Raw genomic sequence first — 19,735 nt, 5'->3', positions numbered from 1 at the left:
TTCCTTCAGACGAAGCGGGCGGTGCATCCGCCCACTCCATGCAATTCCATTTCGAACACGTCGCCCGCCACCGCCGGTTCGAGCGGGACGAGCGAACCCGACAGGATGATGTCGCCCGCATCCAGCGTGACGCCGTATTCGCCCAGCGTGTTGGCGAGCCACGCCACTGCCTGCGCCGGATCGCCCTGAACGGCGGAACCCAGCCCTTCGGACAGCGGCGCGCCGTTTTTCGTCACCGTCACCTTGAGGTTGGGCAGATCATGATCGCGCGGATCGGCGCGCGCTTCCCCAAGGATGAAGACCCCGCAACTGGCATTGTCCGCCACGGTGTCGACAATCCCGATCTTCCAGTCGTCGATCCGGCTGTCGACAATCTCGAAACAGGGCGCGATGGCCTGTGTCGCTGCGATCACGTCAGCCGGGGTGACGCCCGGCCCTTTCAGCCCGTCGCGCAGGATGAAGGCGATTTCCGCCTCAGCCCGCGGCTGGATCAGCTTCTTCTGCTCGACCGAAATGTCGCCATCGACATACATCCAGTCCGTCAGGAACCCGAAATCGGGCTGGTGCACGCCCAGCATGTCCTGCACGGCCTTGCTGGTGACACCGATCTTCTTGCCGACGACCCGCTCTCCCTCGGCCCTGCGACGGCTGAGGAAATCGAGGCTGATGGCGTAGGCATCGTCGATCGTCAGCGCCGACGCGCGCGCAATCAGCGGCGGAACCGTGCGCTGTTGGCGCAGGGCGGCAAACAGTTCTGAACCGTATTTCTCATGAATATTCATTGAGAAATCCCGTTGCATAGGCGTTGAATTCGCTCTCGCGCTCCACCTGCACCCAATGGCCGGTGCGGGCAAAGGTCAGCAGCCGCGCGTTCTTGCCGGCGTCCAGGAACATCTGCCCGTGGGCAGCCGGGCAGAATTCGTCGTCGAGCCCCCAAAGGACGAAAATCGGGCAATCCAGATCGCCGATCCGCGGGCCCAGATTGGGGGTTTTCATGCGGGCGAGCACGTCCTTGGGCTGGGTTCGAGCCACTTCAAACCGTTCAGCCACCAATGCATCGGGAATGCGATCCGCCCAATCGGGATGCAGCAGGTTGGCGACCAGCTTGCGCTGTTCATCAAGATTGAATGCGGGCGAGCCGAAGGACGACTTCATCTTGGCAATGCCCGGCATGGTGAAATAGCTCATCTGCTCGGCAATGCATCCCGGCGCCATCAGCACCAGCGAACGGACGAAATCGGGATTGTTGAGCGCGATCTGGATCGCGATGCCGCCGCCCAGCGAATTGCCGACGAGATGCGCCCGTTCGACCCCGTGCTGGCGCAGCGCGTCGAAGACGGTGTCAACAAACAGGTCTAGCGTATAGTCGATGTCCTCAGGCTTTGACGAAGCACCATAGCCGATCAGGTCAGGCAGGATGACCCGGTAACCGGCATCGACAAAGGCGGCGATGTTGCCGCGAAAGTTCGAAGCGCCCGAAGCGCCCGGTCCGCTGCCGTGCAGGAACACGACAGCTTCGCCCGAGCCGGTTTCGGCAAGGTGGATTTCATGGCCACCGGCAACGCTGTAGCGGTGTGAAGCAAGCTCTCCCATGCTCGCCTCCCGTTACATGAAGGTGAAGACGGGAGGTTGGCCCAGCATGGTGCCGACGACATCCTTGGTCCGGTTGTTCGGATCGTTCGCGACATGCGCGCGCGCCGCCTTCAGATCGAGCCAGGGCTGGATGATTTCGCTGGTCATGTAGATTGCGCGGCCGCCAAGCAGTTCGACCATGTCATCGACCAGCCGCGCAAGGCGGCGCACGACGGTGGAAGACTGGTATGCATACAGAGCGCGCTTCTCCATCGGGATCGCTTCGCCGCGCTCGGCAATCTGCAGCAGGTCTTCGAAAGTCCGCTCCAGCGTCAGCTCCATTTCCAGCGACTGTGCGTGCGCAGCGGAAATCGCGGCATGCAGCATGGGATCGTCCTTCGACGCCTTCCCGGTGTTGGTGGAGATGCGATCTTCCATGATCTTCATCGCAGCGTTGATGGCCGCGCGCGCCCCGCCGAACGCGGCGGTGCTGACCGAACGCACGAAAACCTGCGCCCAGGGAAGGGTGAAAAGCGGCCCTTCGTTCACCGCCTGACCGGGGTTCTGGCACAGGAAGCCGTCAATCGCGCGGTGCGTGCGATATTCGGGGACGAATGCCCGGTTCACGGTGATGCCGTGGCTGCCGGTGCCCTGAAGCCCGAACACATGCCATTCGTCTTCGTCGATGGTGTAGTCGGCACGCGGGAGCAGGAAAGTGCGCATGTCGGGCATGCCGCCTTCTTCCTCGGGCGGAACCAGCGCACCCAGCAGCACCCAGTCGCAATGCACCGAGCCGGTAGAAAAGCCCCAGTGGCCCGAAAGGTAGAAGCCGCCTTCGGTGCGCTCCACCTTGCCCACGGGCTGATAGGTCGAGGAAACGATGACGTCCGTATCGCTACCCCACACCTCAAGCTGCGCCTGTTCGTCGAACAGGGCCAGTTCGTAAGGGTGGCAGCCGACCACGCCGAACATCCAGCCGGTCGACATGCAGCCTTCGGCGAGAAGCTTCTGCACGTCGAAGAAGACATTGGGGTGCATTTCATACCCGCCAAACTTCTTGGGCTGCAGGATCTTGAAGAAACCCGCCTCCTTGAACTCGGCGATGGTTTCAGCCGGCACGTTGCGATCGGCGATGCATTGCTTTGCCCGCGATTTCAGCGTCGGGATCATCGCGCGTGCGCGCTTGACGAGTTCCTCATGCGTGGGCGTGTCACCTGCCTGACCATGCATCTGCGCAACCGTTGCCATCTTCCATCCTCCTCAACCAGCCGCGATTCGACTGCTTCTTCAAATTCGTAAAACTTAATGCAAAAAAATACGCAAATCGTCAATTGAAAAGCAATCTGATTTTAGATAGGGAAATTTCCGAGCCATTGAATCGACTGATTCACGGGACTTAAGTGGGAGGGTAATTTGGATTTCGGCCTTGCCGGACGTGTGGCGATTGTCACCGGGGGGACCCGCGGGTTGGGTCGTGCGATCAGCACGGCGCTGGCGCAGCAGGGTTGCGTCGTCATCGCCTGCGCCCGTAGCGAGCCGGAAAGCCTGCCCGAAGGGGTTGAATTCGCCGCGCTTGACGTGCGCGATCCCGATGCCGTTGCGGAATTTGTCGAAACGGTGGCTGCCCGCCACGGGCGGCTCGACATCATCGTCAACAATGCAGGCGGATCTCCGCCGAGCGATGCGGCCACGGCCAGCCCGAGGTTTGCCGAGGCGATTACACGTCTGAACCTGCTCGCGCCCTATTACCTGTCGCGCGCGGCCTTTCCCCTTCTGGAAAAGTCGCCGGGTGCGGCAATCGTGAACATCGCCAGCGTTTCCGGCATTCGCCCGTCGCCCGGCACTTCGATCTATGGCGCGGCCAAGGCTGGGCTGTTGAGTCTGACAAAGAGCCTTGCGCAGGAATGGGGGCCGAAATCCATCCGCGTGAACGCGATTATCGTCGGCCTGGCTGAAACCGAGACCTCGGCGGATACCTATGGCAGCGAAGCGACGCGGGCCAAGGTCGGTCAGTCCTTGCCGCTGGGGCGCATGGCGACCGGTGACGATGTTGCGCGCGCGGTTCTTTATCTGGTGTCGGACGCATCCGAATATGTGTCGGGCGCATGGCTCAACGTTGATGGGGGCGGCGAACGGCCCCTGTTTCTCGATATTGTGAAGGGAGGGTAGCGTCATGGCTATCAGGGAACTCGGCTATGTGGTCATCGAGACGGCAAAGCCGGTCGAATGGCGGGAATTCCTGACCAATGTCGCAGGGGTCATGGTCGCGGAAAATGCAGCCGACGGTGCGGATCATTACCGCATCGATGATCGGCCTTTCCGGTTCCGGATCGAACAGGCGGGCGCGGAGCGGCTGGCTGCGGCGGCTTACGAGATCGACACGCGCGAGGCGCTCGATGCGCTTGCTGCCCGGGTCGAGGCTGCAGGGCGCGCCATCATGTGGGGTGACGATGCTCAGGCTGCCGCGCGCCATGTCGATGCCTATTTCCGCACCAGCGATCCGGCTGGCAACGGTCTGGAATTCTTCGTCGGCACGGCGCGTGACGAAGTCGAATTCGTGTCACCTCAGGGCGTTTCGGGATTTGTGACCGGAGAAATGGGGATGGGGCACGCCGTGTTTTCCGCACCCGATTTTCCTGCGACCCACGCGTTCTACCGCGACACCGTCGGCTTTCACGACACCGATCTGCCGGTCTTCCACCTGATGGGGCCTGACGGTCCGCCGATGCATTTCGCGTTCATGCATGCCGATAACGGCCGTCACCACTCGCTCGCGCTGGGTGAAGGCCCGGCTGCGCCGACCGGCTGCATCCATCTGATGCTCGAAATGCGCGACATGATGGATGTCGGCAAATGTTATGACCGGATGCGGCTGGCCGGAGTACCGGAAAGCGCGACGCTGGGCCGGCACACCAATGACGAGATGACCAGCTTCTACATGCAGACGCCTTCGGGCTTCGATCTCGAAGTGGGCTGCGACGGGCTGGTGATTGACCCCGCCAATTGGGAAACGACGGCGCACAAGACCATCAGCGAATGGGGCCATGTCTGGGCCTGGCAAAAGGCGATGGAAGAAGCCGCCGCCAATGAGGCAGCGCGCGCGGAGGCCGCCGAATGACGCTCGACAAGCGAATGACGCCAGCCGAAATCGTCGGCCGGCTGCGCAGCGGAATGACGCTGGGCATTGGCGGCTGGGGCCCGCGGCGCAAGCCGATGGCGCTGGTGCGCGAAATCCTGCGTTCCGATCTCACTGATCTGACCGTCGTTTCCTATGGCGGCCCGGATGTCGGGATGCTGTGCGCGGCGGGCAAGGTGAAGAAGGTTGTCTTCGCCTTCGTCTCGCTCGACGCGATCCCGCTTGAGGCATGGTTCCGCAAAGCCCGCGAGGCGGGCGAGATCGAGGTGCTCGAACTCGACGAAGGCATGTTCCAGTGGGGGCTGAAGGCGGCGGCATTCGGTCTGCCGTTTCTGCCCACGCGGGTCGGGCTTGGCACGGATTTGATCGAGCTGGGCGGGCTCAAGACGGTCCAGTCGCCCTATGCGGACGGGGAAACGCTGGTGGCGATGCCCGCGCTGAAGCTCGATGCGGCGATCATCCATGTCCATCGCTGCGATCACCGCGGCAATGTGCAGGCCTTGGGGCCGGATACCTATTACGACGAATGGTTCGCCAAGGCTGCCGACGAATGCTTCGTCAGCTGCGAAGAGATGGTCCCGGCGATGGAGGACGCGCATCCCGAAGACGCCAGGGCAAACATCGTCGAACGCTGCTTCATCACCGGGGTGACAGAGGCGCGGGGCGGGGCGCACCCGACTTCGATGCCGCCGCTCTACGGTCCCGACATGAAAGCATTGAAGGCCTATTCGGGCGCGGCGAAGGAGCCGGGTGAATGGAGCGCGGTCGCCGATCAATTCACTGGCGCCGACGAGGCGGCCTATCTGGCCTCGGTCGGCGGAGAGGAGGCGGTGATGAATGTCCCGCTGGCGATTTACTGATGGCAACTTTGGCAGAACTTTGCATCGCGGCGGTCGCCGAGGCTTTCCGCACCGATCGCGAGATTATCGGCACCGGCATCGGTCCGGTTCCGCGTCTTGGCGTGGGGTTGGCGAAGATGACGCACAGCCCCGGACTGATGATGACCGATGGCGAGGCCTATCTGGTCGAACAGCCGGTGCCGATCGGGCCGCGCGGCTATGATGATCGCAAGGCGGCGGGCTACCTCCCGTTCTCGCGCTTTTTCGACAGCGCGGTGTGGACCGGGCGGCGTCACGCGATGGTTACGCCGACGCAGATCGACCGTTTCGGCCAGACCAACCTTTCCGCGCTGGGTGGCACGCATGAACAGCCCAAGGTGCAGATGCTGGGCGCGCGCGGGTTTCCGGGCAACGGCATCTACCACCCCAATTCGATGTTCATCCCGGTGCATTCGACCCGCGTGTTCGTCGATGGCGAAGTCGATCGGGTGTCCTCGCCGGGCTACAACCCCGCACGGCGGATCGCGGGCGGCAACTATTCCGGGCTCGAACTGAAGCGGATCATCACCAATCTGTGCGTGATGGATTTCGGCGGGGCGGACAACGCCATCCGCGTCATCTCGCTCCACCCCGGCGTGACCTTTGCCGAGGTGCAAGACAACACCGGATTTGAACTGATCGACGCGGCGGAAGGCGAAACTCCGCTGCCGACAGACCAGCAGCTTGAAATCATCGCGGGACTCGATCCGCATGGAATTCGCCACAAGGTGCTGGCGGACAATCCGCCGGCGCGGCGGAGCAAAGAGGGAGAAGCCGCATGAGCGACGCCATCGTTCCCAAGGTTGACGAACCGCCCGTTTATGAAACCGACGAGCCGATCCTGTACGCGGTGAAGGACGGTGTGGCCTATGTGACGCTGAACCGTCCGGCCTTTCACAACGTCCAGAACAGTCAGATGACCTACGCGCTGGACGATGCGTTCCAGCGCGCGGTCGATGATGACGATGTGAAGTGCATCGTGCTCAAATCGGATGCCAAGCATTTCACCGCCGGGCACGACATCGGCAGTCCTGGGCGCGATTTCCACTCCAGCTTCGAACGCCGCCTGATGTGGTACGATCACGCCAACAAGGGCGGGGCTGAAAAGGCCTATATCCGCGAACAGGAAGTCTATCTGGGCATGTGCAAGCGTTGGCGCGCCATTCCCAAGCCGACGATCGCGCAGGTGCATGGCGCCTGCATCGCGGGCGGGCTGATGCTGGCATGGGTGTGCGATCTGATCATCGCGTCGGATGATGCCTTCTTCCAGGATCCGGTGCTGCAAATGGGCTTTCCGGGCGTCGAATATTTCGCGCATTGCCACGAGCTCAATCCCCGCATCGCCAAGGAATTCCTGCTGCTGGGCGAACGCATGAGCGCCGAACGCGCCTATCAGATGGGCATGGTCAACCGGGTGGTTCCGCGAGATCAGCTGGCGGACGAAGTGGCCAAGGTCACCGCGCGTCTGGTGGAGCAGCCGCGTCTTGCCATGCAGCTTGCCAAGCAGGCGTGCAATCACATGGAAACGCTGGCAGGCAAGGAAGCCGGGATCGATGCGAGCTTTGGCTATCACCACTTCGCACATGCCAACAACCAGTTGATCAAGGGCGATTACATCGCCGGGTTCGACGGCAAGAAGATGGCCGAAAAGAACAAGGCGCAAGAGGCCCAGAAGTCGCAAGGACAGCAGGATTGACCTGTGGCTGATCCGCGCGCCTCCCTTTCCACACCGCTGACCGAGATGCTCGGTTGCCGCCTGCCGGTGATACAGACCGCGATGGGCTGGATCGCGACCCCTCGGCTGGTCGCGGCAAGCAGCAACGCAGGCGCTTTCGGCTTTCTTGCAGGCGCGGTGATGAAACCTGCCGAACTGGCGGCAGCGATTGACGAGCTTAAGGGCATGACCCCGCACAATTTCGGGGTGAACTTCCATAGCTTCCAGCCGGGTGCCAAGGATATCGTCGAGATCATCCTTGCCAATGCCGACCGGGTGCGCGCGGTGAGTTTCGGGCGCGGTCCCGATGCCGAGATGATCGGCAAATTTCGCAGCGCGGGGATCATCTGCATTCCTACCGTCGGCGCGGTAAAGCACGCGCAGAAGATGGTCGCGCTGGGTTGTCAGGCGATCACGATCCAGGGCGGCGAAGGCGGCGGTCACACCGGATCGGTCGCAACCACGATCCTGTTGCCGCAAGTGCTCGATGCTGTTGACGTGCCGGTAGCGGCGGCGGGCGGCTTTGCCGACGGGCGCGGACTGGCGGCGGCGCTGGCCTATGGCGCAAGCGGGATCGCGATGGGATCGCGCTTCATGATGACCAGCGACAGCCCGGTCCCGCAGCAGGTCAAGGACGCCTACACGCGGGCAGGCACGCAGGACATTTTCGTCACCTCCAAGATCGACGGCATTCCGCAGCGCATGATCCGCAACGCCATGCTCGACCGGATCGAGGCTGGCGGCAGCTTTGCCCGGTGGCGGCGCGGGCTGCTCGCGGCGATGGCGATGAAACACGAAACAGGTGCCAGCTGGGGCGAATTGCTCGCCGCCGCGCGCGGCATGACCAGCCATGGAGAAATGTCGCTGCCCGAAGCGATGCTCGCCGCCGCCGCGCCCACATTGCTGCAAAAGGCGGTGGTCGATGGCGATGCGATCGGCGGGCTGATGGCTTCGGGTCAGGTCGCCGGAAGGCTCGACGATCTGCCGTCCTGCACCGAACTGCTGGCGCGGATCGAAGCCGAAGCGCTTGAGCGAATTGCCGCGCTTTCGACCGTAACACCGCAATTGAAGGGAGCCGCCTGATGGGCATTGAAACCCACATCAAGGATCGCATCGCGGAAATCGTCTTCGACGTGCCGCCGGTCAACGCCTTCGACAGCGAAACCTGGATGTCGATTCCCGACATCGTGACCGCCGCGGCGCGCAATCCGGAAGTCAACTGCGTGCTGATCCGGGCCGAGGGCAAGGGGTTTTGCGGTGGCGTCGATATCAAGGAGATGCAGGCGCATCCCGAACGCATCACAGTGCTCAATCGCGGCAATTACCTGACGTTCAAGGCGATCCGCGATGCCGAGATTCCGGTGGTGGTGGCCGCGCACAAATTCGTGATCGGGGGCGGCATCGGCATTTGCGGAGCGGCGGACACGATCATCGCTGCCGACGATGCCTATTTCTCGCTTCCCGAGGTGGATCGCGGCGCGATGGGCGGGGCCAGCCACCTTTCTCGGATGCTTCCGCTGCACAAGGTGCGCGCCGCTTTCTTCACCGGAGGCAATATCCCGGCAGCCGAAGCGCACCGTCTGGGCGCGGTCGAAAAAGTGGTGCCGCGCGCCGATCTGGAGGCCGAGGCGAGGGCTTTCTGCGCCGTGATCGCGTCGAAGAGCCGCAAGGCGCTGGTGATCGCCAAGGAAGCGTTGAACGGCCTCGAAGCGCGCGATGTCGATCGCGGCTATCGCTGGGAACAGGGCTTCACGCTCGAAATGTACATGCACGAAGACAGCCAGAAATCGCGCGACGAATTCGTGAAGACCGGAAAAGCCGCAGAGTTCTGATCATGCAGCTGCAATACACCCCCCGGCAGCAGGCTTTCCGTGCTGAAGTGCGCGAATGGCTTGCTTCGAACCTGCCGGAAAAGCCGCTTCTCACGCTCGAAGGCGAGGAAGGATTCCACCAGCACGTCGAATGGGAACGCAAGCTGGCGCAAGGCAATTGGGGCATGGTGACATGGCCCACCAGCTATGGTGGGCGTGGGCTCGATCTGATCGAATGGCTGATCTTTGAAGAGGAATACTGGGGCGCGGGCGCACCGCTCAGGGTGAACCAGAACGGCATCTTCCTGCTCGGACCCACGATCATGGAATACGGGACCGAAGAACAAAAGGCGCGCTTCCTGACGCCGATGGCCGCAGGCGAGAAAATCTGGGCTCAGGCATGGTCCGAACCGGGCGCTGGCAGCGACATGGCGGCGATCAAGACCACCGCTTACCGCGACGGGGATCATTACGTCATCAATGGTCAAAAAACCTGGTCGAGCAGGGCGAGTTTTGCCGATTGGGGTTTCGGCCTGTTCCGGACCGAAGAAGGCAGCCAGCGCCACAAGGGGCTGTCCTTCATCCTGTTCGATCTCAATGCGCCCGGCGTCACCCGTCGCCCGATCCGGCAACTCCACGGCAATCCGGGTTTCGCCGAGCTGTTCTTCGATGAAGTTCGCGTTCCAGTCGAAAACCGCCTTGCGGGAGAGGGGGAAGGCTGGAAGGTCGCCATGGCGACCGCCGGGTTCGAGCGCGGTCTGATGCTGCGCTCACCCGGCCGTTTCCAGGCAGCGGCAAAGCGGCTGGTGGAGCTGTTCCGAAAGCATGAACACAATGCGGCTCCTTCGGCGCGCGAGGCGGTGGCAAAGGCGTGGATGGAAAGCCAGGCCTATGCCTACAACACCTATGCCGTCGCCGCGAAGATCATGGCGGGCGGCAGCATCGGGGCCGAAGCCAGCCTGAACAAGATTTTCTGGTCGGAACTCGATCGCGCGATGCACCGCACCGCGATGCACCTGCTGGGCGCGGCAGCGGAATTGCAGCAGTTTGCCGACGGCTCCGCCAATGACTGGCTTGAAGGCTACATCTTCTCGCTTTCGGGGCCGATCTATGCCGGTTCGAACGAGATTCAGCGCAATATCACGGCCGAGCGTCTGCTGGGCATGCCGCGGGTAGGAGCGGGCTGATGGATTTTCTGATCGCTCCCGAACGGCTCGAACTGGCCGAAGCCGTGCGCGACTATCTTTCGGGTACGCACGGGCCCGAAGTGCTGCGCAAACTCGATGCCGATGGCAATCGCGATACCGCGATCTGGCAGGGGCTGGTGGAAATGGGTCTGCCCGGTCTGCTGGTTCCCGAAGATCAGGGCGGGCTGGGCATGGGATTGCTCGACGCGGTGCTGATCGCGCGTGAATGCGGACGGTTCTGCCTTGCCGAACCGCTCGTCGAAAGCGCCTATGTCAGCGTGCCGTGGATGATCGCGCGCGGGGACACCGGCAGGCTTGCCGAAGTGGCAACGGGCGACTTCCGCCCGATCGCCGCGCATTCGATCAACGGCTGGCACTCCGACGGCGAAGACGGGTCGCTGCACAGCGTCGATCCGCTGCGCAACCTTGCGCAATTGCCGGACGATGCCAGCGATGATCCGCACCTGCTTGATCTGGGCGCGCTGATGGCTTCGGCGCAGCTTGTCGGGCTGGCCGAGGCGATGCTGGATCAGGCGGTCGAATATTCCAAGCTGCGCGAACAGTTCGGCCAGCCGGTCGGCGGGTTTCAGGCGATCAAGCACAAGCTGGCCGATGTCGCCGTCGCGCTGGAATTCGCGCGGCCCGTGCTGTGGCGCGCGGCGCAGGCGCTTGAAGACGGAGAGGGCAGCGCAGCGCTCCATGTCAGCCACGCAAAACTGGCAGCGAGCGACGCCGCCTATCTGGCGGGCGAAAGCGCGATCCAGGTGCATGGCGCGATGGGCTACACCTACGAAGTCGACCTGCATTTCTGGATGAAGCGCGCATGGGCGCTCTCCGGCGCGTGGGGCGGCAGGGGCTTTCACGCGAGGCGCGTGGACGATGCAATCATTGGCGGCGATCACCCGATCGGGCCGCAAAACACCTTCGCTTGAGGACGTTTGAAAGATGGCAGAAGCCTACATAATCGATGCTGTGCGCAGCCCGATGGGCCGCAAGAAGGGCTCGCTCGCGGCGCTCCATCCGGCTGATCTTGCCGCGCACCCGATCAGGGAACTGTTCGCTCGTAATGATGTCGATCCGGGCGCGGTGGACGATTGCGTCTGGGGTTGCTGCGATACGATCGGGCCGCAGGCAGGCGATATCGGCCGCACCGCATGGCTGGTGGCGGGTCTGCCGCAACACGTCCCCGGCACAACGGTGGATCGTCAATGCGGCTCCAGCCAACAGGCCGTCCATTTCGCCGCGCAAGGGGTGATGAGCGGGACTCAGGATCTGGTCGTTGCCGGGGGAAGCCAGGCGATGAACGCGATCCCGATTTCTGCCGCAATGTTTGCAGGCCAGCCTTATGGCTTTGACAATCCGTTCAATACTTCGCCCGGTTGGATCGCGCGTTATGGTGACGGCATCCTCAACCAGATCGCCAGCGCCCAGATGATCGCGGACAAGTGGGAATTCAGCCGCGAAGCGATGGAGGAATTCGCCTGCGCCTCGCACGCCCGCGCCCATGCGGCGACCACCGGCGGTGCCTTTGCGCGCGAGATTGCCGCGCTCGAAGGCTTGGCCGAAGACGAAACGATCCGCGCCGGCACCACGCTGGAAGGGCTCGCCGCGCTCAATCCCGTGGGCGGCGAAGGGACAATCACTGCTGGGGTCGCCAGCCAGAATTGCGACGGTTCGGCGGCACTGCTGATCGCTGGCGAGCAGGCGGTGAAGGATCACGGCCTTGAGCCGCGCGCCCGCATCCATCACCTGTCCGTGCGCGCCGATGACCCGGTGTGGATGCTGACCGCGCCGATCCCGGCAACCCGCTTTGCGCTGCACCGGGCCGGACTTTCGGTCGACGATATCGATCTGTTCGAATGCAACGAAGCCTTCGCCAGCGTCCCGATGGCGTGGATGAAGGAGCTCGGCATCCCGCATGAAAAGGTCAATGTGCGCGGCGGCGCGATCGCGCTCGGCCATCCGCTGGGTGGCACCGGCGCGCGCCTGATGACGACGCTGCTGCACGCGCTTGAGGATACCGGCGGGCGTTATGGCCTCCAGACCATGTGCGAAGGCGGCGGTCAGGCCAATGTCACCATCATCGAGAGGTTGAGCTAATGGGAATCTGCGACGGACGCACCGTTATCATCACCGGCGCCGCGCGCGGGCTGGGCCGGGCCTATGCGCTCGCCTTTGCCGCCGAAGGGGCGAATGTGGTGGTCAACGACATCGGCACTTCGCTGGGCGGCGAAGGGCGCGACACCAGCGCGGCGGACGGTGTGGTCGAAGAGATCAGGGCCGCAGGCGGTCAGGCCATCGCGAATTATGACGACGTAACCGATTGGGACGCGGCAAAGCGCATTGTCGATGCGGCGATCGAGGGTTTTGGCGACCTGCACGTCGTCGTCAACAACGCCGGGATCGTGCGCGACCGGATGTTCGTTTCGGCGACCGTTGAGGAATGGGATGCGACCATGCAGGTGCACCTGCGCGGCCATTTCTGCATCAGCCGCCATGCGGTGAATTACTGGCGCGCCAAGCAGAAGGACGGCGGCAATCCCGACGCCCGCATCATCAACACCAGCAGCGGCGCGGGGCTTCAGGGCTCTATCGCGCAGGCGGCCTATTCGACCGCCAAGGGCGGCATCGCCTCGCTCACGCTGGTGCAGGCGGCGGAGCTAGGCCGGTATGGCATCACCGCCAACGCGCTTGCACCCTCGGCCCGCACCCGCATGACCGAACAGGCCTTTGCCGAAAAGATGGCGACCGAGGGCGAGGCGTTCGACGTGATGGACCCGGCCAATATCGCGCCGGCTGTCGTCTGGCTGGGCAGCGATCAGAGCGCCGACGTCACCGGCTGCGTGTTCGAGCTCGAAGGCGGCAAGATCATGATCGAGGACGGCTGGCGCGAGGGGCCGATGATCGACAAGGGCGCGCGCTGGAACCCGGCGGATGTCGGCGAAGCGGTGCATTCATTGCTCGAACAGCGGGTTGAGCCGCGCAAGGTCTGGGGGACCTGACATGGATTTTGTCTTCACCGAAGAACAGCAGATGATCGCCGAGACCGCTCAAGGTTTCTTCGGCGAGAACGCGACCAGCGACCGCACCCGCGCAGCGATGGCGGGCGACGGGGTGGATCGCCAGTTGCACCGCGATTTCTGCGAGGAACTGGGTCTTGGCGGAGTGATCGTGCCCGAAGAGCTGGGCGGAGTTGGCCTTGGCTATGTCGAAATGGCGATCGTCGCCGAAGCGGCCGGATACAATGTCGCCGCCATGCCGCTGCTGGGTATCAACATCGCCGCCGCCATGATCGCGGCGGGCGGAACGGATGCGCAGAAATCCGATCTGCTGCCAGCGATCCTTGCGGGCGAGAAAATCGCCGCCGCTGTCGGCAATGATACGGTAAGCCATGATGGCAATTCGATCAGCGGCCGGCTCGAATTCGTGCCGCACGGCAATGTCGCCGATGTCTTCATCCTTGCCCACCCTGATCAGGTATGGGTGGTTCACGCCGGTGCGCCCGGCCTTTCGATCATCACGCACACCACCATGGACCAGACGAGGCCGCTTGCCACGCTGGTGCTTGATGGCGTGGCAGGAGAGCCGCTGGCCGATACGCAGGCTGCGATCACCGCCAGCCAGCCTGCGGCGTGGATCACGCTTGCGGCAGAGGCGCTGGGCGGCGCGCAGGCGTGCCTTGACCGCACCGTCCGCTATGCCAATGAACGCGTGCAGTTCGGACGTCCGATCGGTTCGTTCCAGGCCTACAAGCACCGGCTGGCCGACATGATGATCGAAATCGAACAGGCCCGCAGCGCGGTGTATTGGGCGGCCTGCGCCAATGACGAAAACAGCGACGATCCGCAGCTCGCATTGCACGCTGCCAAGGCGTTCTGCGCTGACACTTTCTTCAAATGCGCAGCCGACATGATCCAGCTCCACGGCGGCATCGGCTTTACATGGGAACATGACGCGCATCTGTTCTTCAAGCGCGCGCGTTCGATCCAGACCTTGCTGAAAGACGGAAACTGGCACCGCGAGCAGGTGGCGAAGCAAATTCTGGGAGAAGCGGCATGAAGCTTGGCTTTACACCCGAGGAAGAGGAATTCCGGGCCGAGGCCGCCGACTGGCTGAACACGCAGATGGCGGGCGAATTCGCCGACATCAAGGGTATCACCACGCTCACCGAAAAGGCCGAGCGCCGCAAGGAGTGGGAACAGCATCTGGGCGAGCACGGCTGGTCGTGCATCGGCTGGCCCAAAGAGTGGGGCGGGCGTTCCGCCACGCTGGCCCAGCAGGTGATCTTTGCCGAGGAATATGCCCGTGCAGGCGTTCCGGGCCGGGTCAACCACATCGGCATCGAACTGGCCGGGCCGACCCTGCTGGCGTTTGGCTCAGAGGAGCAAAAGCGACGCTTCCTGCCCGGCATCGCGGCGGGCAAGACGATCTTCTGCCAGGGCTATTCCGAACCCAATGCCGGTTCCGACCTGTCGGCGGTGCGTACCAAGGCGCGCCTTGATGGCGGCGAATGGGTGGTCGACGGGCAAAAGATCTGGACCAGCCTTGCGCATATTTCCGACTGGATCTTCGTTGTCGCGCGCAGCGAGGAAGGATCGAAAGGCCCCAAGGGTCTGACGTTCCTGATGATGGAGATCGACCAGCCGGGCATCGAAATCCGGCCGATCAAGCAGATCAACGGTGATGCCGAATTCAACGAGACATTCTTCGACGGCGCGCGTTGCCCCGAAGACAGCCTTATCGGCGCTGTCGGCGATGGCTGGCGCGTGGCGATGGGCCTGCTCAGCTTCGAACGCGGCGTTTCGACGCTGGGCCAGCAGATGGCGTTCCGCAACGAGCTGGATGAAATCATCGCTGCGGCCAAGGCCAATGGCGCGGCCCATGATCCGCTGATCCGGCAACGTATCGCCAAGGCTGAAATCGGCCTGCGGCTGATGCGTTACGGCGCGCTCCGCATGCTTTCGACCACCGATCACAGCAAGGTCGACGGGGCCGCGCTGACTTACAAGATCCAGTGGGCAAGCTGGCGCCGCAGCCTTGGCGAACTGGCGATGGACGTGCTGGGTCAGGCGGGCGAAATCACCGACAATCCCGAATATGAATGGAGCGTCCTGCCCAATCTCTTCCTCTATTCGCGCGCCGACACGATCTATGGCGGGACCAACCAGATCCAGCGCAACCTGATTGCCGAGCGCGGGCTGGGCATGCCCCGCGAACCGAGGGGGGACAAATGACACTGACGCCGCAATATCCCCCCGCTCGCGATCTCTTGAAGGGCAAGACCGTCGTCGTGACGGCGGCTGCCGGGACGGGCATCGGCTATGCCGTGGCCAAGCGCGCCGTCGAGGAAGGGGCGCAAGTCCTGATCAGCGACTTTCACGAGCGCCGCCTGGGCGAAGCTGCCGATCGCATCGCGGCCGAAACCGGGGCCGCTCGTCCGCTTACCTGCCTTTGCGACGTCACGCAGCAGGATCAGGTCGACAGCTTGCGCGATGGCGCTTTGGCGGGCCTTGGCCATATCGATGTGCTGATCAACAACGCCGGGCTGGGCGGCGAAGTGCCGGTGGTCGACATGACCGACGACCAATGGCACCGCGTGCTCGACGTCACGCTCAATTCGGTGTTCCGGATGACCCGCGCTTTCCTTCCGGCGATGCAGGAAAGGAAGACCGGGGCAATCGTCAACAATGCGTCCGTGCTCGGCTGGCGCGCACAGAAGGGGCAGGCGCATTACGCTGCGGCAAAGGCCGGGGTGATGGCCTTTACCCGCTGTTCGGCGGTGGAGGCGGCAGAACACGGAGTGCGCATCAATGCGGTGGCGCCTTCGATTGCCATGCACGCCTTCCTTGCCAAGGTGACGACGGAAGACCTGCTGGCCGAACTGTCGGCCAAAGAGGCGTTTGGTCGTCCGGCGGAAGTCTGGGAAGTCGCCAACGCGATGATCTTCCTCGCATCCGATCTTGCCAGCTACATGACGGGCGAGGTGCTGTCCGTCTCCAGCCAGAGGGCATGAGGATGGCGACAGTCTTTGAAAGCCCGCGCGATCTGATCGGTGCCGAAGGCACGCAGCTTGGCCCGACCGGCTGGCTCCACATCACGCAGGACCGGGTCGACGGCTTCGCCGAAGTGACCGAAGATCGCCAGTGGATCCATGTCGATGTCGAGCGCGCAAAGGACGGCCCGTTCGGCGGGACGATTGCGCATGGCTATCTCACCATGAGCCTCGTCAACTTCTTCCTGCCGCAACTGATCGAAGTGCGCGGCTTTTCCCACGCGGTGAACATCGGCGCCGACGGGCTGCGGTTTCTCAGCCCGGTAAAGGTCGGCAGCAACATTCGCGGCGTGGGCGAGATCGTGAGCGTCGAGGAAAAGAAGGGCGGATACCAGTCGGTCGTGCGGGTGACTGTCGAAATCGAAGGCTCCGACAAACCGGCCTGCGTGGTCGATACGATCAGTCGCTATTACCCGGAGAACTGACATGCCCGATGCAGCGCAGATGGAAGCGGCGGTCAAAGCCTATGTCGATTGCTACAACCGGGCGGATCTTGACGGAATCGTCGCAATCTTCGCTCCGGATGCCCGGGTGGAGGACCCGGTGGGCAGTCCGGCAAAGACAGGGCGTGCGGAAATTCGCGAGTTCTTCGGCGCAGGTATCGCGATGGGCGCCAAGCTGGCGCTCGACGGCCCGGTGCGCTGTGTCGCCGATCACGCGGCCTTCGCTTTTCATGTGACGCTCGATTGGGAAGGGCAGGCAACGCGCATCGACGTGATCGACGTCTTCCGCTTTGATGAAAACGGCAAGGTTGCGGAAATGCGCGCGTTCTTTGGCCCGGAAAACATGGGGCCGGGCTGAGATGAGCGAAAACCTGCCTTTGACCATCCCGCATGTCGCGCAAGCCGCGGCGCGCAATTGGGGCGATCAGCCCGCCTTGCTCGAACAGGGCGAAGAGTGGTCGTTCGCCGAATTGTGGGAGCGTTCCCGCGCTGCCGCATCGGCCTTTATCGCGGCGGGCATGGGCAAGGGCGACAGGATCGCGATCTGGGCTCCCAACAGCCGCGAATGGATCGTCGCGGCGATCGGGGCGATGGCGGCGGGGGCGGCGATCGTGCCGCTCAACACCCGGCTGAAAGGGCGCGAGGCGGGCGACATCCTGCGGCGGACAGGTGCGCGGTTGCTGCTGACCGTCGGGGAATTTCTCGGCACACGCTATCCCGATTTGATCGCTGATGAAGACCTTCCGGCGCTGGAGAGGACGATCCTGCTAGACAGCGATTGGGAAGATTTCGTCGGCTCGGGCAAAGGCGCAGGCGATCCAGCGGTTACTGAAGCGCTGGCACGTCTCGAACCCGGCGATATTTCGGACATCATGTTCACCAGCGGCACCACCGGTGCTCCCAAGGGCGTCATTTCCACTCACGACCGAATCGTGCCGATGTTCCGCCACTGGGTCGAAGTCATGGGGCTGAAAGCGGGCGAGCGATACCTCATCATCAACCCGTTCTTTCACAGCTTCGGGTTCAAGGCGGGCTGGGTCGCCGCGCTGATCGCGGGCGCGGTGATCGTGCCGATGGCCAGTTTCGACATCCCGCAGGTGATCCGCCATATCGAGCAGGACCGTATCAATTTCCTGCCCGGCCCGCCCACGATCTACCAATCGCTGCTGGCGGCCAAGGCGCAGACCGATTTCGACACGTCGAGCCTGCGCGGCGCTGCCACCGGCGCGGCCAGCGTGCCGCCCGAACTGATCCGCCGGATGCGCAGCGAACTGGGGCTTGTCGATACCGTCACGGCCTATGGCATGACTGAATGTTCGACCATCACATCGTGCCGCCGGGGCGATGATGCCGACCTGATCGCAACCAGCGTGGGCAAGGCCATTCCCGGCCTTCAGGTGCGGATCACCGGTGAGGATGGGCAAGAGGTCGCGCGCGGCGAGACGGGCGAAATCCATGTCCGCGGCTATGGCGTGATGGCGGGATATCTCGACGATCCCGAAGCCACCGCCGAGACGATCGACGCCGACGGCTGGCTGCACACGGGCGATGTCGGGGTGATGGACGAAGACGGATATGTCCGGATCACCGACCGGCTGAAGGACATGTACATCTCGGGCGGGTTCAACTGCTATCCGGCCGAGATCGAAAAGCTGCTTTCGGAAAATCCCGAGGTCGGGATGGTTGCCGTGATCGGCGTGCCGGATGATCGGATGGGAGAAATCGGCAAAGCCTTCATCGTGCCGCGTCCGGGCGCTTCGCCGGATGCGGAAGGGCTGGCCGGATGGGCCCGCGCCAACATGGCGAATTACAAGGTTCCGCGCATTTTCGAGATCGTCGAAAGCCTCCCGCTCAACGCATCGGGCAAAGTGCTCAAGACCGAATTGCGCAAGACGGCCTAGGCTTTTCTTCTAGTTGTCACGCCAGCCGATCGGGACGTCCTGACCGGTCAGTTCGATCAGCCGCCTGAGAACGCGTTTCGTCTCCGCAAGTTCGGCCTGGGTGAAATGATTGGCGAGGTCGGCCTCCAGCCCCTTGCCGAAGGCGAGCGTCTCGACGAACAGCTCCCTGCCCTTTTCGCCCAGATCGTAGCGATCATCGGTTTCGACCAGCAATCCCTTGCGCGTCATCAGGTCGAGCAGCCGCTTTGACGGTGCATGGCCGGTGTGGACCAGCCGGGTTCCCAGTTCCTGCTGACCCAGCGGCGCTTCCATGCTCAACACCGCCAGCGTCAGATATTCCTCCATCGACGATCCCAGTTGTTCCAACTTTTCCCGCGTCGGGCGCGATGTCTGGAAATGCGCACGCGAGATCAGATAGAACAGGAAATCGTCGCTGAAACGGCCATGTTCGGTGTCCACCGATTCCGTGGCTTCGCCGCGTGGGCGCGGGCGGCGTTCGGCATAGCTGCCGGCATGGAATAGCAACGGTGCCTCGTCACGGGTTTCGAAATCGATCACCTCGCCGACAAGGATCACATGGTCCCCGCCTTCGTACAGGTGGCGGGTCTTGCACTGGAACAGCGCGGCGTGCTGATCGAAGACGGGAGAACCCAGCGAGCCTTCGCGCCATTCGATCCCGTTGAACTTGTCCTCCCCCGAACGGGCAAAGCGGTTGGAGAGGTCTTCCTGCGACGCGGCAAGAACGTGGACCGCGAAATGGCCGCTTTCGCAGAAGGTGTCGCAAGACAGGCTTTTCTTGGCCAGCGACCACAGTACCAGCGGCGGTTCGAGGCTTACCGAATTGAAGCTGCTGGCGGTGACCCCCACGGGCTGACCGGCCGCGTCCATTGTTGTCGCGATTGTCACCCCGGTCGCAAACGATCCAAGCGCGTTGCGAAATTCCCGTTGCAAGGCCGCCGCATCTGTCATTTCACCCTCTCCCGATGCGGGGAATTTATCATATGCGGATAAAATGACAATCAGAAATGCGCAAACTAACGC

The 19,735-nt window shown here is 63.1% G+C and carries 21 protein-coding genes; 17 read left to right on the top strand and 4 right to left on the bottom strand.

Annotated features, from left to right (window positions below):
• Positions 1-5: 5 nt before the first annotated feature.
• From L1K66_RS14490 to L1K66_RS14480, 3 genes are read right to left on the bottom strand one after another with little or no spacing between them, the layout of a single operon-like run.
• Positions 6-782: a fumarylacetoacetate hydrolase family protein gene (locus tag L1K66_RS14490; RefSeq protein WP_252258500.1), complete on the bottom strand. Its 777-nt coding sequence runs from the start codon at positions 780-782 to the stop codon at positions 6-8.
• On the bottom strand, positions 769-1,593 hold the full coding sequence (locus L1K66_RS14485; protein WP_252258499.1) for an alpha/beta fold hydrolase: 825 nt from the start codon (positions 1,591-1,593) through the stop codon (positions 769-771). The genes L1K66_RS14490 and L1K66_RS14485 overlap by 14 nt, the downstream gene beginning before the upstream one ends.
• A 12-nt stretch (positions 1,594-1,605) precedes the next feature.
• Positions 1,606-2,820 (bottom strand): acyl-CoA dehydrogenase family protein, encoded by a 1,215-nt coding sequence (locus L1K66_RS14480; RefSeq protein ID WP_252258498.1) that lies wholly within the window; start codon positions 2,818-2,820, stop codon positions 1,606-1,608.
• Between the two features lie 165 nt (positions 2,821-2,985).
• Here L1K66_RS14480 and L1K66_RS14475 point away from each other — a divergent pair, with 165 nt between their 5' ends.
• Genes L1K66_RS14475 through L1K66_RS14395 form a run of 17 tightly spaced genes read left to right on the top strand, consistent with a single transcriptional unit; the run spans position 2,986 to position 18,694 of the window.
• The gene (locus tag L1K66_RS14475) at positions 2,986-3,741 is read left to right on the top strand and encodes an SDR family oxidoreductase (RefSeq protein ID WP_252258497.1); all 756 of its coding nucleotides are present in this window, start codon (positions 2,986-2,988) and stop codon (positions 3,739-3,741) included.
• A gap of 4 nt (positions 3,742-3,745) precedes the next feature.
• Positions 3,746-4,690 carry a VOC family protein gene (locus L1K66_RS14470; protein ID WP_252258496.1) on the top strand — a complete coding sequence of 315 codons (945 nt, stop codon included), beginning with the start codon at positions 3,746-3,748 and terminating at the stop codon, positions 4,688-4,690.
• A complete protein-coding gene (locus L1K66_RS14465; RefSeq protein WP_252258495.1) occupies positions 4,687-5,568 on the top strand; it encodes a CoA transferase subunit A in 882 nt (293 codons plus the stop codon). The genes L1K66_RS14470 and L1K66_RS14465 overlap by 4 nt, the downstream gene beginning before the upstream one ends.
• Positions 5,568-6,368, top strand: coding sequence for a CoA-transferase subunit beta (locus tag L1K66_RS14460; protein ID WP_252258494.1), 801 nt, complete (start codon positions 5,568-5,570; stop codon positions 6,366-6,368). The genes L1K66_RS14465 and L1K66_RS14460 overlap by 1 nt, the downstream gene beginning before the upstream one ends.
• Entirely contained in the window at positions 6,365-7,282 is a 918-nt protein-coding gene (locus L1K66_RS14455; RefSeq protein WP_252258493.1) for an enoyl-CoA hydratase, read from the top strand. Before L1K66_RS14460 ends, L1K66_RS14455 begins: the two co-directional genes overlap by 4 nt.
• A 3-nt stretch (positions 7,283-7,285) precedes the next feature.
• Entirely contained in the window at positions 7,286-8,383 is a 1,098-nt protein-coding gene (locus tag L1K66_RS14450; RefSeq protein WP_252258492.1) for an NAD(P)H-dependent flavin oxidoreductase, read from the top strand.
• Positions 8,383-9,132 carry an enoyl-CoA hydratase family protein gene (locus L1K66_RS14445; RefSeq protein WP_034955225.1) on the top strand — a complete coding sequence of 250 codons (750 nt, stop codon included), beginning with the start codon at positions 8,383-8,385 and terminating at the stop codon, positions 9,130-9,132. The genes L1K66_RS14450 and L1K66_RS14445 overlap by 1 nt, the downstream gene beginning before the upstream one ends.
• 2 nt (positions 9,133-9,134) lie before the next feature.
• Positions 9,135-10,298 (top strand): acyl-CoA dehydrogenase family protein, encoded by a 1,164-nt coding sequence (locus L1K66_RS14440; protein WP_252258491.1) that lies wholly within the window; start codon positions 9,135-9,137, stop codon positions 10,296-10,298.
• Positions 10,298-11,230 carry an acyl-CoA dehydrogenase family protein gene (locus tag L1K66_RS14435; RefSeq protein WP_252258490.1) on the top strand — a complete coding sequence of 311 codons (933 nt, stop codon included), beginning with the start codon at positions 10,298-10,300 and terminating at the stop codon, positions 11,228-11,230. The genes L1K66_RS14440 and L1K66_RS14435 overlap by 1 nt, the downstream gene beginning before the upstream one ends.
• 13 nt (positions 11,231-11,243) lie before the next feature.
• Positions 11,244-12,398: an acetyl-CoA C-acetyltransferase gene (locus L1K66_RS14430; RefSeq protein WP_252258489.1), complete on the top strand. Its 1,155-nt coding sequence runs from the start codon at positions 11,244-11,246 to the stop codon at positions 12,396-12,398.
• Complete coding sequence (locus tag L1K66_RS14425; protein WP_252258488.1) at positions 12,398-13,300, top strand: SDR family oxidoreductase; 903 nt, start codon at positions 12,398-12,400, stop codon at positions 13,298-13,300. Before L1K66_RS14430 ends, L1K66_RS14425 begins: the two co-directional genes overlap by 1 nt.
• Position 13,301: 1 nt before the next feature.
• Positions 13,302-14,357 (top strand): acyl-CoA dehydrogenase family protein, encoded by a 1,056-nt coding sequence (locus tag L1K66_RS14420; protein WP_252258487.1) that lies wholly within the window; start codon positions 13,302-13,304, stop codon positions 14,355-14,357.
• Positions 14,354-15,532, top strand: a complete 1,179-nt coding sequence (locus L1K66_RS14415) for an acyl-CoA dehydrogenase family protein (RefSeq protein WP_252258486.1) — start codon at positions 14,354-14,356, stop codon at positions 15,530-15,532. Before L1K66_RS14420 ends, L1K66_RS14415 begins: the two co-directional genes overlap by 4 nt.
• Positions 15,529-16,311, top strand: coding sequence for an SDR family oxidoreductase (locus tag L1K66_RS14410; RefSeq protein WP_252258485.1), 783 nt, complete (start codon positions 15,529-15,531; stop codon positions 16,309-16,311). The genes L1K66_RS14415 and L1K66_RS14410 overlap by 4 nt, the downstream gene beginning before the upstream one ends.
• Before the next feature lie 2 nt (positions 16,312-16,313).
• Positions 16,314-16,775 (top strand): MaoC family dehydratase, encoded by a 462-nt coding sequence (locus L1K66_RS14405; protein ID WP_252258484.1) that lies wholly within the window; start codon positions 16,314-16,316, stop codon positions 16,773-16,775.
• 1 nt (position 16,776) lies between these two features.
• Positions 16,777-17,151 (top strand): nuclear transport factor 2 family protein, encoded by a 375-nt coding sequence (locus tag L1K66_RS14400; protein WP_252258483.1) that lies wholly within the window; start codon positions 16,777-16,779, stop codon positions 17,149-17,151.
• Between the two features lies 1 nt (position 17,152).
• Positions 17,153-18,694, top strand: a complete 1,542-nt coding sequence (locus tag L1K66_RS14395) for a FadD3 family acyl-CoA ligase (RefSeq protein ID WP_252258482.1) — start codon at positions 17,153-17,155, stop codon at positions 18,692-18,694.
• A gap of 9 nt (positions 18,695-18,703) precedes the next feature.
• Here the strand turns inward: L1K66_RS14395 and L1K66_RS14390 are convergent, their stop codons facing one another.
• On the bottom strand, positions 18,704-19,663 hold the full coding sequence (locus L1K66_RS14390; RefSeq protein WP_252258481.1) for a flavin reductase: 960 nt from the start codon (positions 19,661-19,663) through the stop codon (positions 18,704-18,706).
• Positions 19,664-19,735: the final 72 nt, after the last annotated feature.

The organism is Erythrobacter aurantius (assembly GCF_023823125.1).
GTDB lineage: Bacteria > Pseudomonadota > Alphaproteobacteria > Sphingomonadales > Sphingomonadaceae > Erythrobacter > Erythrobacter aurantius.
This window is presented reverse-complemented; position numbering and strand designations above follow the sequence as displayed.

Coding starts and splice junctions, on each gene's coding strand:
- L1K66_RS14400 (WP_252258483.1), top strand. CDS start 16,777: ATGCCCGATGCAGCGCAGATGGAAGCGGCGGTCAAAGCCTATGTCGAT.
- L1K66_RS14485 (WP_252258499.1), bottom strand. CDS start 1,593: ATGGGAGAGCTTGCTTCACACCGCTACAGCGTTGCCGGTGGCCATGAA.
- L1K66_RS14390 (WP_252258481.1), bottom strand. CDS start 19,663: ATGACAGATGCGGCGGCCTTGCAACGGGAATTTCGCAACGCGCTTGGA.
- L1K66_RS14435 (WP_252258490.1), top strand. CDS start 10,298: ATGGATTTTCTGATCGCTCCCGAACGGCTCGAACTGGCCGAAGCCGTG.
- L1K66_RS14460 (WP_252258494.1), top strand. CDS start 5,568: ATGGCAACTTTGGCAGAACTTTGCATCGCGGCGGTCGCCGAGGCTTTC.
- L1K66_RS14480 (WP_252258498.1), bottom strand. CDS start 2,820: ATGGCAACGGTTGCGCAGATGCATGGTCAGGCAGGTGACACGCCCACG.
- L1K66_RS14410 (WP_252258485.1), top strand. CDS start 15,529: ATGACACTGACGCCGCAATATCCCCCCGCTCGCGATCTCTTGAAGGGC.
- L1K66_RS14405 (WP_252258484.1), top strand. CDS start 16,314: ATGGCGACAGTCTTTGAAAGCCCGCGCGATCTGATCGGTGCCGAAGGC.
- L1K66_RS14465 (WP_252258495.1), top strand. CDS start 4,687: ATGACGCTCGACAAGCGAATGACGCCAGCCGAAATCGTCGGCCGGCTG.
- L1K66_RS14490 (WP_252258500.1), bottom strand. CDS start 782: ATGAATATTCATGAGAAATACGGTTCAGAACTGTTTGCCGCCCTGCGC.
- L1K66_RS14455 (WP_252258493.1), top strand. CDS start 6,365: ATGAGCGACGCCATCGTTCCCAAGGTTGACGAACCGCCCGTTTATGAA.
- L1K66_RS14445 (WP_034955225.1), top strand. CDS start 8,383: ATGGGCATTGAAACCCACATCAAGGATCGCATCGCGGAAATCGTCTTC.
- L1K66_RS14425 (WP_252258488.1), top strand. CDS start 12,398: ATGGGAATCTGCGACGGACGCACCGTTATCATCACCGGCGCCGCGCGC.
- L1K66_RS14440 (WP_252258491.1), top strand. CDS start 9,135: ATGCAGCTGCAATACACCCCCCGGCAGCAGGCTTTCCGTGCTGAAGTG.
- L1K66_RS14430 (WP_252258489.1), top strand. CDS start 11,244: ATGGCAGAAGCCTACATAATCGATGCTGTGCGCAGCCCGATGGGCCGC.
- L1K66_RS14415 (WP_252258486.1), top strand. CDS start 14,354: ATGAAGCTTGGCTTTACACCCGAGGAAGAGGAATTCCGGGCCGAGGCC.
- L1K66_RS14470 (WP_252258496.1), top strand. CDS start 3,746: ATGGCTATCAGGGAACTCGGCTATGTGGTCATCGAGACGGCAAAGCCG.
- L1K66_RS14395 (WP_252258482.1), top strand. CDS start 17,153: ATGAGCGAAAACCTGCCTTTGACCATCCCGCATGTCGCGCAAGCCGCG.
- L1K66_RS14420 (WP_252258487.1), top strand. CDS start 13,302: ATGGATTTTGTCTTCACCGAAGAACAGCAGATGATCGCCGAGACCGCT.